Genomic DNA, 13667 nt, shown 5'->3' with positions numbered 1-13667 from the left:
AAAAAATTCAAATGAAAAATAAGAAAGGATTTTGATGTGTGATTATTGCAACAAGCTGCTTCAGCCTACTGACGGCGGTTGCGGCGCTCGTCTTCCGGCTCATCCAGCACGAAAAGCCGAGGATTCAGGCGGACATCGGTCTCCACATCCGACAGGGTGACGCGCGTCACATATCCCAGCGAATCAGCGACAAACCATTCTTCCAGCGCATAGGTCACGGTGTTGAAGACAAAGCGCGCCTGCCCGTCCATCTCGTCATTCCGGTCCTCGACATCGACATAGAGCCGGTTGTCCTCGACGAAGACGTCGGTCACCCGGGCATCTTCGGCCAGGTCGACATCCGGTTTCAACAACCACCAGAGCGGGGTCGAGCGCAGCGGCACCCGGTCGACGGTTTCAAGATCCGAGTCCTCCATCGCCACGGTCGTGCCATCGGCGACGACCAGCAGCGGTGAGGGATCATCGTATTCGAACCGAAGACGGCCGGGACGCCGGATCGACAGCGTCCCACCGGCATGGGAACCGTCATCCGCAACCTGATCAAACCGTGCCCGGTAGGTCTCGATGGAATTGATCCAGCCATTGACGCCAGCCAGTGCGGCCTGCGGATCAAAGGCCTCAGCCTCGGCAATGGGTGTATCGGCGGTTTCGGCCGGAACGGCGTCCTGCGCAAACAGGGCGAGGGACAGGAAGAATTCGATCATCATGGGCGCCATCATGCCAAGGAAATTGCGGCGGCGTCATGGCCAAAGAACAGCGTGTCAGTGGCTGAAAAGCTGGTGGCTGATCACCGCACTGGATTTGGATCAGGCGACATCCCGGTCGGGCAGGAAGATCTCGCGTTTGCCGGCATGGTCGGCCGGACCGATCATGCCTTCATCTTCCATGCGCTCGATCAGCGTTGCAGCCCGGTTATAGCCGATCTGCAAGCGCCGCTGTATATAGCTGGTCGAGGCCTTGCGATCGCGCGCGACCACGGCCACGGCCTGATCAAACAGATCATCGCCGGATCCGCCCGAGGCCTCCTCGAAGGGCGAGGGGCCGTCATCGCTCTCCTCGGTAACCTCTTCCAGATATTCCGGCGTGCCCTGCTTTTTCAGATAGGCGGCGACGTCCTCGACTTCCTGGTCGGAAACGAAGGGACCATGCAGGCGGCGGATACGCCCGCCTCCGGCCATGAATAGAAGATCGCCCATGCCGAGAAGCTGTTCCGCGCCCTGTTCACCCAGAATGGTGCGGGAATCGATCTTCGACGTGACCTGATAGGAAATCCGCGTCGGGAAGTTGGCCTTGATCGTGCCGGTGATGACATCGACCGAAGGGCGCTGGGTGGCGGTGATCATGTGGATGCCGGCGGCCCGGGCCATCTGGGCCAGCCGCTGAACGGCGCCCTCGATTTCCTTGCCCGCGACCATCATCAGGTCCGCCATCTCGTCGATGACCAGCACGATATAGGGCATCTTCACCGCATCGATGGTCTCGGTCTCGTAGAGCGGTTCACCGGTCTCGCGGTCATATCCGACCTGCACCGTCCGTTCGAGCGGTTCATTGTTCGCATTGGCTTCGGCCACGCGCTCATTGAAGCCGGCAATATTGCGCACGCCGATCTTGGACATGCGCAGATAGCGGCTTTCCATCTCGCGCACCGTCCACTTCAGCGCGGCAACGGCCTTCTTCGGATCGGTCACCACCGGTGACAGCAAATGCGGAATGCCGTCATAGACGGAGAGTTCCAGCATTTTCGGATCGATCATGATCAGGCGGCAGTCTTCGGGCGGCAGCCGGTAGAGCAGCGACAGGATCATCGCATTGATCCCGACCGATTTACCCGAACCGGTCGTACCGGCGATCAGAAGGTGCGGCATGCGCGCCAGATCGGCGACGAAGGGCTCGCCCCCGATCGTCTCGCCCAGCGCCAGCGGCAGCTCGGCCTTGGCGGTCTCGAAGGAATTGGAATTGAACAGCGCCCGCAGGAAAACCGTCTCGCGGGTCGGATTGGGCAATTCAATACCGATCGCATTCTTGCCCGGCACCACAGCGACACGTGCCGCGGTGGCGCTCATCGAGCGGGCGATATCATCGGCCAGATTGATCACGCGCGAGGACTTCACACCGGCGGCCGGTTCGAACTCATACAGGGTGACGACCGGTCCGGGACGCACCTGTCCGATCTCGCCACGCACGCCGAAATCCTCCAGCACGCCCTGAAGCAGTTCGGCATTCTGCTGAAGCGATTGGGCATCGACCGTATCCGTCCGCGCTTTCGGACGCGCCAGCAGGTCAAGCCGCGGCAGTTTGAAGCCTTTGGATTCGGCAAAGGGCAAAGCGCCTTGCGCTTCGCGCGCCTCGCGGCCCGAGGCCTTGCGTTTCCGCGTCGGCGCGACCTTCACCGCTGGCTCGGCGCTAGGCCGGCGCGTGCGGGGTTTTGGTGCCACGATCATGTCTTCAGAACGGCGCGCTTCGCTGTCACCCTCACGCCAGGGAATGCGCCCGGCAATGGAATCGATCCAGACGCGCACCGTCGCCCAGGCGAGGCTCGCCGTATCGGCGGCGGCCACCACATCCGACGGGCGCAGGCCGAAGGTAAAAAACACGCCCAGCGTCGCGAAAGCGAGGCCGATCACGGCAGCAATCACCATTGCGCCGGGCACGCCCAGGCTTTCCAGCGGCCCGGTCAGTGTAAACAGCAATCCATCGCCGATAATCCCGCCCAGACCGGTCGCAAACGGCCAGGTCTCGGGGATGGGCAGGGCGGAGACCGCCAGTGCAAAGCCCAGAATGGCAAAGCCGGCCGCAGACACCCGAAGGAATTTGAAGGCAAAGGAACGTGGCTGCACCGGACGCGTCATCTTCATCACGCCCCAGCCGCCGAGGACCAGTGCTATGCCGCCCGCCGCCCAGCCCAGCGTTTGCAGGAAGAGATCGGCGATATTCGCACCCATCTGGCCCAGCGCATGGGTCACCGGTCCGGACGCGGCAACATTCCAGCTCGGATCCAGCGGATTATGGTCATAGATGGAAAAGGCGATCAACCCGGCCACCAGCACCAGCACGCCACCGCTCAACAGCGAACCGATACGCGCAAACAGACCGCCGCCCGCGCGCCTGACGCGGCCGGAAATGTCATCGTCGGAAACAGCGTCGTAACCTGCCATCGCGCCATTCAAGCGATAAAGCGTGAGTCGAGGGTAAACGCGGGTTAAGAAAATGCTGTCTCGCCCACCCTGCGGCAGCGCGCCCTCTTCCAAATCGCAGGCCGGCCACTAAAGTCCGCGCCATGATGAAATTCGACTGCGATGTGATCGTTCTGGGCGGGGGGCTGGCGGGCCAGACGCTGGCGCTGGCGCTGGATCAGGCCGGTGTGTCAGCGGTGCTGGTCGATGCCGAGCCGCTGGACGACATGCTGGCCCCGGAATTCGACGGCCGGGCTTCGGCCTTGGCCTATACCTCCTTCCGCCTGCTGGAGACCATTGGCGCCGCCGATCTCATGCGCGATCACGTCCAGCGCATAGAGCATATCCTGGTCTGTGACGGCCGCCCCTATGGCGGTGCGCGTCCCGGCGGGCCGGGACAGAACACGCTGCATTTCGACCGCCGCGAGATCCATCCCGAGGAGGATGGCGAGCCGCTGGGCTATATGTGCGAAAACCGCCAGACCCGCCATGCGTTGACGAAACTGCTGAAAGCCTCCGGCGTTCAGGTCATCGCACCCGATCTGGCGCTGGGTCATGAGCGCGTGGCTGGCGGTATCCGCCTTGATCTGAAGTCAGGACAATCCGTCACCGGCCGCTTGCTGTGTGCGTGCGATGGCAAATTCTCGCGCACCCGCCGTCAGGCGGGAACCCGTACCGCCGGATGGGGCTATGACCAGTCTGGCATCGTCATGACGGTCGAGCATGAAAAGCCGCATAATGGCGTGGCCTATGAATATTTCATGCCGGGTGGTCCCTTCGCCATCCTGCCTCTGCCGGGCAATCGATCCTCGCTGGTCTGGACGGAAAAGACCGCCACCGCCAGCGCGATCCTGTCGCTCGACGAGGCCGGTATCCAGGCCGAGCTGGAAAAGCGCTTTGGTGATTTCCTCGGCGCGGTAAAGCCGGTCGGGCCGAAATTCGCCTACCCTCTGGGCGTGCGCTTTGCCGAGCAATTCCATGAAGACCGGATCGCCTATGTCGGCGATGCCGCGCGTGGCATTCACCCGCTGGCCGGGCAGGGCTTCAATCTGGGCATCCGCGATGTGGCGGCGCTGGCCGAAGTGCTGGTCGAAGCCAAATCGCTGGGTCTGGAACTGGGCTCGCCGGTGACGCTGCAGCGCTATGCGAAATGGCGCAAGCTGGATTCGATGGGGCTGGTCGCCGCCACCGACATGTTCAACCGGCTGTTTTCAAACGATATCGGCCCGCTGCGCTGGGCGCGCGGGCTGGGTCTTTCGTTGGTTGATAAAATCCCGGCGGCGCGGCAATTCTTCATGCGCGAGGCCGGCGGAGAAACCGGTGATCTTCCAAAACTGCTGAGAGGCGAGCGCCTGGCGGCTTAAGCCACGCCGATCCGCGGGGCACCGCCATCCTCGGCCTCGGAGGGGCCGAAGGCGCGATCCAGCACATTGGTGGAATCCTGAGCCAGTTCGATCGCCTGGGTGAGGTGTTCAAGCACCTTCATGTTATTGGCCAGAACCTTCAGGGCTTCCGGGCGGTGATCCTCGGAGATTTTCGTGCACCGCAGCAGCACATCGGAACGCAATTCCATGAGGATATCCTCCAGCTTGCGCCCGCCGGGATTGGATTCCGATTTCAGAAAACGGGTCATATCCGACTCCATTCCATCTGCTAGACGGATCAGCTAAGCAGAAACGCGTTAATTTTCGGCTGACAAGCCGACAGGAGTGCCGGGAAAGCGATGATCCTGAGCTTGACCATATCGGGTGCGGCCGTCTGCCTCTTCCTGCTGGCGGTTCTGGCGGCCAAGCGGCCCTTCAGGACACCCGATGCCTCACTGGCGGCCTGGTTCGGCGCTCAGGCAGCATCCTTCCTTGTTGTCGCCATCAGCACCGGATTTCCGGCTTTTTGGCCGATTGTCCTTCTTTCGGCAGGGCAAATCTTCCTGTTCAGCCTTGGTCCGGCCCAACTGGTCTATGCAAGGGCAATGGCGGGCCAGCCCCTCGGGCTGAAGAATCAGGGCGTGGCGATTGGTGTGATCACCGGCTTGTTGTTGCTGTTACCCTTGCTGGTCGATCTCGATGTCCGCTCCGGTGCAATCATTGTCGAGCAACCGCCCGTCTGGCTTTTCATCGTCCCGCCGGCTGCGCTTCTGGCGTCCATGGCCTGGCCGATTGCGGCTTTGAGGATCGCAGGGCGGGCCCGCCGGCGCGCCAAGGACCGCTATTCCAACCTCGGAAGTGTGGATCCGGGATGGATCCGCATCTGGGCGATCTCCTCGCTCGCCGTCTCGGCCATTTCCCTGCTGGCCTTTCTCAATGCCTTCTTCGCCTTTCTGCCGCTGGACCAGTATGTCGCCGCTGTACTCGGCTTCCAGATATTGCAGCTCGTCTATGTCGCCCATCGGGGGCTTACCCGTCCGGGGGTTTTTCTCGCCACGGCGCGTCAGGTTGAAACCGCGAATATCGATTTTGACGCGGCGAAGGCAGATTATGAGCGCGCCCGGTCACAGCTGGCGGAAACGCGGCTGTTTCTTGATCCGGATCTCACCGCACCTCGCCTTGCCGATGAACTGGGTTGGGGACCCGACCGGCTGACCCGGGCATTCCGGATCGGCGGATCGACAAATTTCCATGATGCAGTTCTGCGTGCCCGGCTGAAGGAGATGGAAAACCTCGCGCGCGATCCGGCCAATGAGCGGGTAACGACGCTGGCGCTGGGACTGGATGCTGGCTTTGGCTCAAAATCCGCCATGTACGAGGCTTTCCGGCGTGAACTGTCGACCACGCCGGCAGCTTGGCGGAAATCTGTCGCGCACATATAAGTCATTGAATTAAAACAAAATGAGCGTCCTGTCAGTCTTTTTTCAAGGCTCCGGACGACGCGCTGATGCGTTTGGGATTGTCTCCGCTTCGACGTCTGATCCTGTCGAACTGGAGACCTGAAATGAACCGCCCTGAAGCCGCTTTCCAGCCGGAAAACCGGCGCTTTGCCTTTCTGCGTGCCCTGGGTGGCGGGTTCGAAGTGGTCGCCGTCATCGGAGCGTCCACACTTGCGGCCGTACTGGCCCAGCAATTTATCACGCCCTCTCTGGGCGAGGCGCTCGGTCTGGAGGGTGCCGAGCCGGACCTGATGGCTGGCAGCTGGACGATTCTGCGGATGTTTGCCCTGCAATATGGCGTCCTCCTTGGCCTCGCCCTGGTATTCGGATTGCTGCGCGGGCGCCGTTCGGCCCGCAGCTACGCGCTGGGAAAGGGCTCGCTCTCCACGGCCGGAATTCTCAAATGGGGCATCGCTCTGGGCCTGATTGCGGGGGCGCCCGGTACGCTTGTCCTTTTCCTTCAGGAAGTCGCCCCAATCGGACAGGATACGCCGATCTGGGCCGCCCTGCGCGAAGCGCCCCATGATACCAGCTACTGGATCTTCCTGTTTGTCGGTAGTTTCGGTCTGGTGCCGATCGTCGAGGAACTGACCTGGCGCAGCTATGCCATTGGCCGTCTGACAGAAACGCTGGCGCCCGGTGCGGCGATCCTTTTCACAGCTTTGCCCTTCGCTCTGCTGCATGTGCAGTACGCTTCCACGGACCCGGCGATGATCGCCACCGGCCTCTCGGTAATCATCGCCAGCTTCGCCTTTGCCTTTGCGACGGTTCGCACTGGCACAGTCTGGCCGGCGGTCATTGGCCATGCAATCACCAATTTTCCGGCAGACGCCTGGCTGGGTGGGCTTCAGCTGGCGCTGGCGCTTGTCCTGTTCATTGTCTTCTTCAAACCGATCCGCCGTGAACTGGGCCAGTGGTCCGGCCTGTTCTTCCGCTGGTCAACTCTTCAGGCGCTGGCCATCCTGGCGCCGGTCATCGCACTGGCCGTGCTGGCCATGATGTTCCAGGCCTATGCGATATGGATCGGCGCCGCTGTGCTTGTGGCGGCTCTTCTTCTGGGGCTGGCCTGGCGTTCACGCTGGCGGCAATCCAAGACTTGATCCGGCCCCGCCAATCGGCATGCTGCCTCCCGCTGATTATGCGGGAGGCAGGCATGGCAGAGAAAATCGGAGCCGCGAAAGCGATCGCGGAACTGACGGGCTGGAACGCTGTCGAGGGCCGCGATGCCATCACACGGGAATATCATTTTTCCGATTTCAACGAGGCGTTCGGCTTCATGACACGGGTCGCTTTGCGGGCAGACCAGATGGATCACCATCCGGAATGGTTCAACGTCTATAATCGCGTCAATGTCCTGCTGGCCACGCATGATGCCGACGGCGTCACCACGCTCGATCTCGAACTGGCGCGTTTCATGGATTCGATTGCGCCCTAATTGGCGTGAATGATCACCATGCCGAGGAGGATGTCCGCGCCCTCTTCGCCCAGCGCCTCATCGGTGGCCTGCTGCAGCAGCTCGGAAATCCGGTCCGCATCCGGCACTTCGCCATAGCTGTAGTTCGAGCCCGCATACATCGCCAGCGCCGACACATAGCGATCGCGCAGGCGCGGCATCAGCCGCTCGGCGCGCTGGCGCAGACGATTGTCCGGAATTTCCAGCCCGGCCTCGATATGCATCACGCCGCGCAGGCGGAAGTCGGAATGGACAGTTGCGGTCAGCGGATCCAGCGGGACATAGCCATCTGATGTGGTCAGGATGCGATGGCGCCGGCCGCCGCCGGAGCCTTCCTCGCTCGAGGCACCATGACTGCCACCGCCCTCATTGCCGCCGCCACCACCGCCTCCGCCACCCAGGGCGGTGGCAGGCGTTGCCAGAAGCAGCATCGAGACGAGGGCGGGCAGGATCTTTTTCATGGGCCTCGTCTTAAGCCATCACGGTAAAATAAGCGTTCGCGGCCAATCCATTTTTCATTAGGCAACGTAAGCACGGGGTGAATCTGTCAGGAGATACTCATGTTCCGTCTGTTCGTTATGGCCGCCTGCCTCATGTCTGCGCCTGCCTTTGCCCAGGACGAGGGCGGCGCGCCGAATTTCGTTGCCGTCGGAATCGCGGCCCTGCCGGAATCTCCGGGGGCGGACAGCTATCGCTTCATTCCGTTTGCCGCGGGCCGGGTCCGTACCGGTGATGTCGTCTTGCAGGTTGAAGGGCCGGGGCTTTCGGCCAGCTTCCTCAATCAGGGGCCTGTCGAGGCGGGCGCCTATGTCCGCTATTATGGCGGGCGTGATGACGATACCGGCGATGTCATCGTCGACCTGCTGCCGGAAGCCGATAGCGGCATCGTTGCGGGCGGTTTCGTTCGCTACCAGGTCGCCGATGGTCTGCTGACGCCCTTTGACCGGCTGTATGTAAGCGGCCGCCTCGGAATGGATGTCACGGGCGAATATTCCGGCGTCTTCTGGTCGGGCTCTGCGGCCTATGCCACCCCGCTTTCCCGCACCACTCTCCTGATCGCCAATCTGTCGATCTCGGGTACGCCCGATGACTATGCTGACGCACTTTTTTCCGTCAGCAATGTCGGCGCGCTGGCCAGCGGTCTTCCCGTGTTCACCGCGCAGAGTGGTCTGCAGGACATTGGTCTGACATTCCTCCTCGATCAGCAGGTCACGGACAATTGGTCGGTGACCGGGATTTTCAGCGCCAGCCGCCTGCAGGGGGATTATGCCGACAGCCCGATCGTGACGATTCGCGGCGACGAAATGCAGTACTTCGCCGGCCTTGGGATCGGGCGCCGTTTCTAGCGCGAGCCCTCAAGCAAAAACCCCGCGCCTTTCAGCGCGGGGTTTGATCTGGTGGAGCTAGTCGGAATCGAACCGACGACCTCTTGCATGCCATGCAAGCGCTCTCCCAACTGAGCTATAGCCCCGTAACTCTTTCCCGCCCTTGGGTCGGCGAGAGGCGCGGAAACTAGTCAAAGCCCGCGCCGTGATCAAGCCGCTTTAGCGCGGCTTAATCATCATCATCCTCTTCGCCGCTGATGCCGAAATCATCATCGTCTTCATCATCGTCGAGAAGCACGTCGTCATCGTCGTCATCGTCGAGATCGACATCGTCCTCATCAAAGCCTTCGGGGATGTCATCCGACGAATCGTCATCGTCATCATCGTCGTCGTCGTCATCATCATCGTCCAGCGACGGAACCTCGGCATCGTCGAGTTCAGGAACGTCGTCCTCTTCCTCGTCTTCATCCTCGTCCTTGTCGTCGGTCTGATCATCCTTCTCGTTCGACCGTTCGGGCGCAGGCGCGCGGCTGGTCACCGGAGCCACGGCTTCCGGCGAGAATTCATGATCGCATTTCGGGCAATGCGCCGGGTCCTTGTTCAGATCATAGAACTTGGCGCTGCATTCCGGGCAGAGGCGTTTTTCACCGAGATCGGGTTTGGCCATGACGATCCCCCTGGATAGTGGTGTGGGCCGATGAGCAGTGGTTTCGGCGCGCGTCGTTGCCACGTTCCCCGCCTCCTGTCAAAAGCCTATGTCTGCTGACCGGAAATTTGGACGTCGCCACCATGCCCCATCTTGAAATGCAAGCCCTGACCCGGGCCCGTGCCAGGCGCGGTCAGCCACTGCGTGGCGTGCTTGATGCGCCCGGTGACAAATCGGTCTCGCACAGGGCGTTGATCCTCGCCGCATTGGCCCGTGGCGTCACTCATATTACCGGCCTGCTGACCTCTGACGATGTTCTGGCGACCGCCCGGGCGATGGAAGCGCTGGGCGCCGACATAAGTTGGCCGGTTAGCGACGCGAACATCTGGACCGTTACCGGTTGCGCCGGGCTCTGGTCGCCGCCGGAAGCGCCCCTGGACTTCGGAAATTCCGGAACCGGCGTTCGCCTCACCATGGGGGCGGTCGCGGGTGCCGGAATTCCGGCTGTTTTCACCGGGGATGAAAGCCTGTCTTCCCGCCCCATGCGGCGCGTGCTTGATCCGCTCGCGCAAATGGGAGCCGCCAGCCGGTCGGAGGATGGCCGATTGCCGGTCACGCTGGAAGGCGGACCTCTGACCGGCATTGATTATGCGCCACCAATTGCCTCGGCGCAGGTGAAATCCGCCATCTTGCTGGCCGGTCTGGGCGCGAGGGGGGAGACCGTTGTCCGAGAGAGCCGCCTGACCAGGAATCACACCGAGACCATGCTGGGTCTTTTCGGCGCGAAGGTTTCAACGGAGCGTGATGGCGACGGCGCCATCATCCGGCTCGATGGACCACAAGCCTTGACGGCGACGGACCTGATCGTGCCGGGTGATCCCTCCTCAGCCGCTTTTGCGACGGTGGCAGCACTGATCCGGCCGGGCTCGGACATCACCCTGCGCAATGTCATGACCAACCCGGCGCGTACCGGCCTCTATCGGGTGCTGGAACGCATGGGCGCCGATATCAGCTTCACGCCGGCGGGAATGGCGGCTGGCGAAGCGGTCGCGGACATGCGTGTGCGGGCCTCACAACTGAACGCCATTGATCTTGAACCGGACATTGCGCCGGACCTTATTGATGAATATCCGATCCTCGCTGTCGCCTGCGCCTTTGCATCAGGTGTGTCCCGCTTGCGCGGTCTGGCCGAGTTGCGGGCCAAGGAAAGCGACCGTCTCGCCGCGACCTGGAATTTGCTGCGCGCCAATGGGGTGGAGACCGAGATTGCCGGCGATGATCTGATCATTGATGGCGGCGGGAACGTCGGGGGCGGTGCGGCGGTCGAGACCGAAGGCGATCACCGCATCGCCATGGCATCGCTGGTTCTGGGGACCGTATCGGGCGCCGCCGTGACCGTCGACAAGGCGGGGATGATTGCCACCAGCTATCCCGGCTTCATCCGGGATATGAAAGCGCTGGGCGCCATGATAGAGCCGCTCGGATGATCATTGCAGTCGATGGAACGCTGGCTTCGGGAAAGGGCACGGTCGCGCGCGGACTGGCGCGGCATTTCGGCCTGCCCCATCTGGACACAGGTGCGCTTTATCGCGCCGTGGCTGTGGCGGTCCTGTCGGCAGGCGGGGATCCGCGTGACCCGGAGACAGCCCGGGCGGCGGCCCGCGCGCTGGACCCTTCGGCCATCGCCGAGAATGCCATCCGTACCGCGGAGGCCGGCGCGGCAGCGTCCGTCGTGGCGGTGCAGCAAGGTGTTCGCGACGCGCTGTTTGATCTGCAAAAGCGGTTTGCCGAACAGCCCGGGGGAGCCGTGCTCGACGGGCGCGATATCGGCACAGTGGTGTGTCCGCACGCTGATGTGAAATTCTATGTTGATGCCGATCCGGCTGTTCGCGCCGAGCGCCGCTGGCGCGAACTGGCGGCCAGAGGCGACACCGTCAGCCTCGAGGAAATCCGCCGCCAGCTCGACGAACGCGACCGCCGGGACTCCTCGCGCGAGACAGCGCCGCTGATGCGGGCAGAGGATGCCATCTTGCTGGATACGACTCATTTGAGTATAGACGCCACGCTCGCCGAGGCCGTCCGCATCGTTCAGAACAAGACGGACGCCGCGCCGCGCACCTAAGCCGGACTTCACAGACGTTCAGGCCCTGGACCGGGACTCCCCGCCCGTTGGAGCTGATCGTTTGCGACGTCCATTGATCAACCCGCCGCATCTTGCGGCATAGCGCGTATGAAATTGGCCCTGAAGGCAAGACCGCCGGAAACAACCGGCCGGCCGGAATATCATTTCATACCGGAGTTTCTCCAAACCATGTCTGACGTTCAAACCTCATCTCCGTCCCGCGATGATTTCGCGGCAATGCTGGAAGCCAGCTTTGCCGGGCAGGATCTCGCCGAGGGCACTGTTGTCAAAGGCCGCGTGACCGCGGTCGAAAATGATTTCGTCACCGTTGATGTCGGTCTCAAGACCGAAGGCCGTATCCCGCTGCGGGAGTTCACCGGCCCGGGCTCGACTGCTCCGTCCGTTGGCGATGATGTAGAAGTTTACCTTGAGCGTATCGAGAATGCGCTCGGCGATGCCGTCATCTCGCGCGACAAGGCGCGCCGCGAGGAAAGCTGGGATCGCCTCGAGAAGGCTTTCGACAAGAAAGAGCCGGTCAATGGTGCCATTGTCGGCCGCGTCAAGGGCGGCTTCACCGTCGACCTCGGCGGCGCGTCGGCCTTCCTGCCGGGTTCACAGGTCGATATCCGTCCGGTCCGCGATGTTGGCCCGCTGATGAATATCGAGCAGCCTTTCGCCATTCTGAAAATGGACCGTCCGCGCGGCAACATCGTGGTTTCGCGCCGTGCCGTTCTGGAAGAATCCCGCGCTGAACAGCGTGCCGAGCTGGTCGGCCAGCTGGCCGAGGGTGAAGCCCGCGAAGGCGTCGTCAAGAACATCACCGATTACGGTGCATTCGTGGATCTCGGTGGCATTGATGGCCTGCTGCACGTCACTGACATGTCGTGGAGCCGAGTTGGCCACCCGTCCGAGGTTGTGGAAGTTGGCCAGACCGTCAAGGTCCAGATCATCCGCATCAACCCGGAAACCCAGCGTATCTCTCTGGGCATGAAGCAGCTGATGTCCGACCCGTGGGAAGGCATCGCCGCGAAATACCCGGTCAACGCCACCTTCAAGGGCCGCGTCACGAATATCGCCGAATACGGCGCTTTCGTGGAACTGGAGCCGGGTGTCGAAGGCCTGGTGCACGTGTCCGAAATGTCGTGGACGAAGAAGAACGTGCATCCGGGCAAGATCGTTTCCACCTCTGAGGAAGTGGACGTCATGGTCCTGGACGTCGACAGCGAGAAGCGCCGCATCTCGCTCGGCATCAAGCAGACCCAGCGCAATCCGTGGGATATGCTGGCCGAGAAGCATCCGATCGGTTCCACCGTCGAGGGCGAGATCAAGAACATCACTGAATTCGGCCTCTTTGTCGGTATCGACGACGAGATCGACGGCATGGTTCACCTCTCCGACATCGACTGGAACAAGTCTGGCGATGCAGCTGTCGCCGACTACAACAAGGGCGATATCGTGAAAGCCAAGGTGCTGGACATTGACGTCGACAAGGAGCGCGTCTCCCTCGGCATCAAGCAGCTGGCTGGCGATCCGATGGATGATAGCGGTGTCCGCAAGGGCCAGACCATCACCGTCACGGTCAGCGAGATCACCTCGGGTGGTATCGAGGTCACCTTCGGCGATGACAGCGGCATGAAGTCCTTCATCCGCAAGTCCGACCTCTCGCGCGACCGCGACGAGCAGCGTCCGGAACGTTTCGCTGTCGGCGACAAGATCGACGCCAAGGTCACCAATATCGACAAGGGCTCGCGCCGTGTCTCGCTCTCCATCAAGGCGCTTCAGATTGCCGAGGAGAAAGAGGCAGTCGAACAATATGGCTCGTCCGACTCGGGCGCTTCGCTGGGTGACATTCTCGGCGCAGCTCTGAAGCAACAGGGCGATGCGGAACCGGCAGAAGCCAAGAAGCCGGCGGCCAAGAAGGCCGAGGCCAAGGCTGAAGACGCTGGTGACGACGCCGTCGACTTCGACAAGATGACCAAGGCCCAGCTGGTTGAATACGCTGAAGCCAACGGTATCGACATCGTGAAGTCAGCGAAGGTCGCCGAGGTCCGCGAAGCCGTAAAGGCTGGTGCGGGCAAGTAATCC

13 protein-coding genes and 1 tRNA gene are annotated in these 13667 nt (G+C 62.1%); 8 read left to right on the top strand and 6 right to left on the bottom strand.

The features are described 5' to 3' along the window. Positions 1-65: 65 nt before the first annotated feature. Both V0U79_RS11295 and V0U79_RS11290 read right to left on the bottom strand, forming a co-directional pair. Complete coding sequence (locus V0U79_RS11295) at positions 66-707, bottom strand: LolA family protein (protein ID WP_330199621.1); 642 nt, start codon at positions 705-707, stop codon at positions 66-68. A gap of 99 nt (positions 708-806) precedes the next feature. Next, positions 807-3155: an FtsK/SpoIIIE family DNA translocase gene (locus tag V0U79_RS11290; RefSeq protein WP_330199620.1), complete on the bottom strand. Its 2349-nt coding sequence runs from the start codon at positions 3153-3155 to the stop codon at positions 807-809. Positions 3156-3277: 122 nt separating this feature from the next. Between V0U79_RS11290 and V0U79_RS11285 the strand changes: the two genes are divergently transcribed. After that, positions 3278-4537 carry an FAD-dependent monooxygenase gene (locus tag V0U79_RS11285; RefSeq protein WP_330199619.1) on the top strand — a complete coding sequence of 420 codons (1260 nt, stop codon included), beginning with the start codon at positions 3278-3280 and terminating at the stop codon, positions 4535-4537. Here the strand turns inward: V0U79_RS11285 and V0U79_RS11280 are convergent. Then, complete coding sequence (locus V0U79_RS11280) at positions 4534-4806, bottom strand: histidine kinase (RefSeq protein ID WP_330199618.1); 273 nt, start codon at positions 4804-4806, stop codon at positions 4534-4536. The genes V0U79_RS11285 and V0U79_RS11280 overlap by 4 nt on opposite strands. Positions 4807-4896: 90 nt before the next feature. On the opposite strand from V0U79_RS11280, the gene V0U79_RS11275 reads away from it, so the two are divergent. The 3 genes from V0U79_RS11275 (at position 4897) to V0U79_RS11265 (ending at position 7471) form a co-directional block, all read left to right on the top strand. Next, entirely contained in the window at positions 4897-5979 is a 1083-nt protein-coding gene (locus V0U79_RS11275) for a helix-turn-helix domain-containing protein (RefSeq protein WP_330199617.1), read from the top strand. Positions 5980-6101: 122 nt separating this feature from the next. Next, positions 6102-7136 carry a CPBP family intramembrane glutamic endopeptidase gene (locus V0U79_RS11270; protein ID WP_330199616.1) on the top strand — a complete coding sequence of 345 codons (1035 nt, stop codon included), beginning with the start codon at positions 6102-6104 and terminating at the stop codon, positions 7134-7136. A gap of 53 nt (positions 7137-7189) precedes the next feature. Then, on the top strand, positions 7190-7471 hold the full coding sequence (locus V0U79_RS11265) for a 4a-hydroxytetrahydrobiopterin dehydratase (protein ID WP_330199615.1): 282 nt from the start codon (positions 7190-7192) through the stop codon (positions 7469-7471). Here V0U79_RS11265 and V0U79_RS11260 read toward each other — a convergent pair. Next, complete coding sequence (locus tag V0U79_RS11260; RefSeq protein WP_330199614.1) at positions 7468-7950, bottom strand: hypothetical protein; 483 nt, start codon at positions 7948-7950, stop codon at positions 7468-7470. The two genes, V0U79_RS11265 and V0U79_RS11260, sit on opposite strands and share 4 nt — an antisense overlap. A gap of 99 nt (positions 7951-8049) precedes the next feature. Here V0U79_RS11260 and V0U79_RS11255 point away from each other — a divergent pair, with 99 nt between their 5' ends. Beyond that, positions 8050-8835 (top strand): MipA/OmpV family protein, encoded by a 786-nt coding sequence (locus V0U79_RS11255; protein ID WP_330199613.1) that lies wholly within the window; start codon positions 8050-8052, stop codon positions 8833-8835. 49 nt (positions 8836-8884) lie between these two features. Here the strand turns inward: V0U79_RS11255 and V0U79_RS11250 are convergent. Together V0U79_RS11250 and V0U79_RS11245 are read right to left on the bottom strand one after the other, a co-directional pair. Beyond that, a tRNA-Ala gene (locus V0U79_RS11250) sits at positions 8885-8960 on the bottom strand. Between the two features lie 83 nt (positions 8961-9043). Continuing rightward, the gene (locus V0U79_RS11245) at positions 9044-9481 is read right to left on the bottom strand and encodes a TIGR02300 family protein (protein WP_330199612.1); all 438 of its coding nucleotides are present in this window, start codon (positions 9479-9481) and stop codon (positions 9044-9046) included. 122 nt (positions 9482-9603) lie between these two features. Here V0U79_RS11245 and aroA point away from each other — a divergent pair, with 122 nt between their 5' ends. From aroA to rpsA, 3 genes are all read left to right on the top strand, one after another. Continuing rightward, the gene (gene aroA, locus V0U79_RS11240; protein ID WP_330199611.1) at positions 9604-10947 is read left to right on the top strand and encodes a 3-phosphoshikimate 1-carboxyvinyltransferase; all 1344 of its coding nucleotides are present in this window, start codon (positions 9604-9606) and stop codon (positions 10945-10947) included. Beyond that, on the top strand, positions 10944-11582 hold the full coding sequence (gene cmk / locus V0U79_RS11235; RefSeq protein WP_330199610.1) for a (d)CMP kinase: 639 nt from the start codon (positions 10944-10946) through the stop codon (positions 11580-11582). Before aroA ends, cmk begins: the two co-directional genes overlap by 4 nt. Positions 11583-11771: 189 nt before the next feature. Then, the gene (gene rpsA / locus V0U79_RS11230) at positions 11772-13664 is read left to right on the top strand and encodes a 30S ribosomal protein S1 (RefSeq protein ID WP_330199609.1); all 1893 of its coding nucleotides are present in this window, start codon (positions 11772-11774) and stop codon (positions 13662-13664) included. The last annotated feature ends 3 nt before the right edge of the window (positions 13665-13667 follow it).

It is taken from the genome of Hyphobacterium lacteum (genome assembly GCF_036330345.1).
GTDB lineage: Bacteria > Pseudomonadota > Alphaproteobacteria > Caulobacterales > Maricaulaceae > Hyphobacterium > Hyphobacterium lacteum.
The sequence above is the reverse complement of the archived record's forward strand: the minus strand, read 5'-3'. Positions and strand labels throughout refer to the sequence as shown.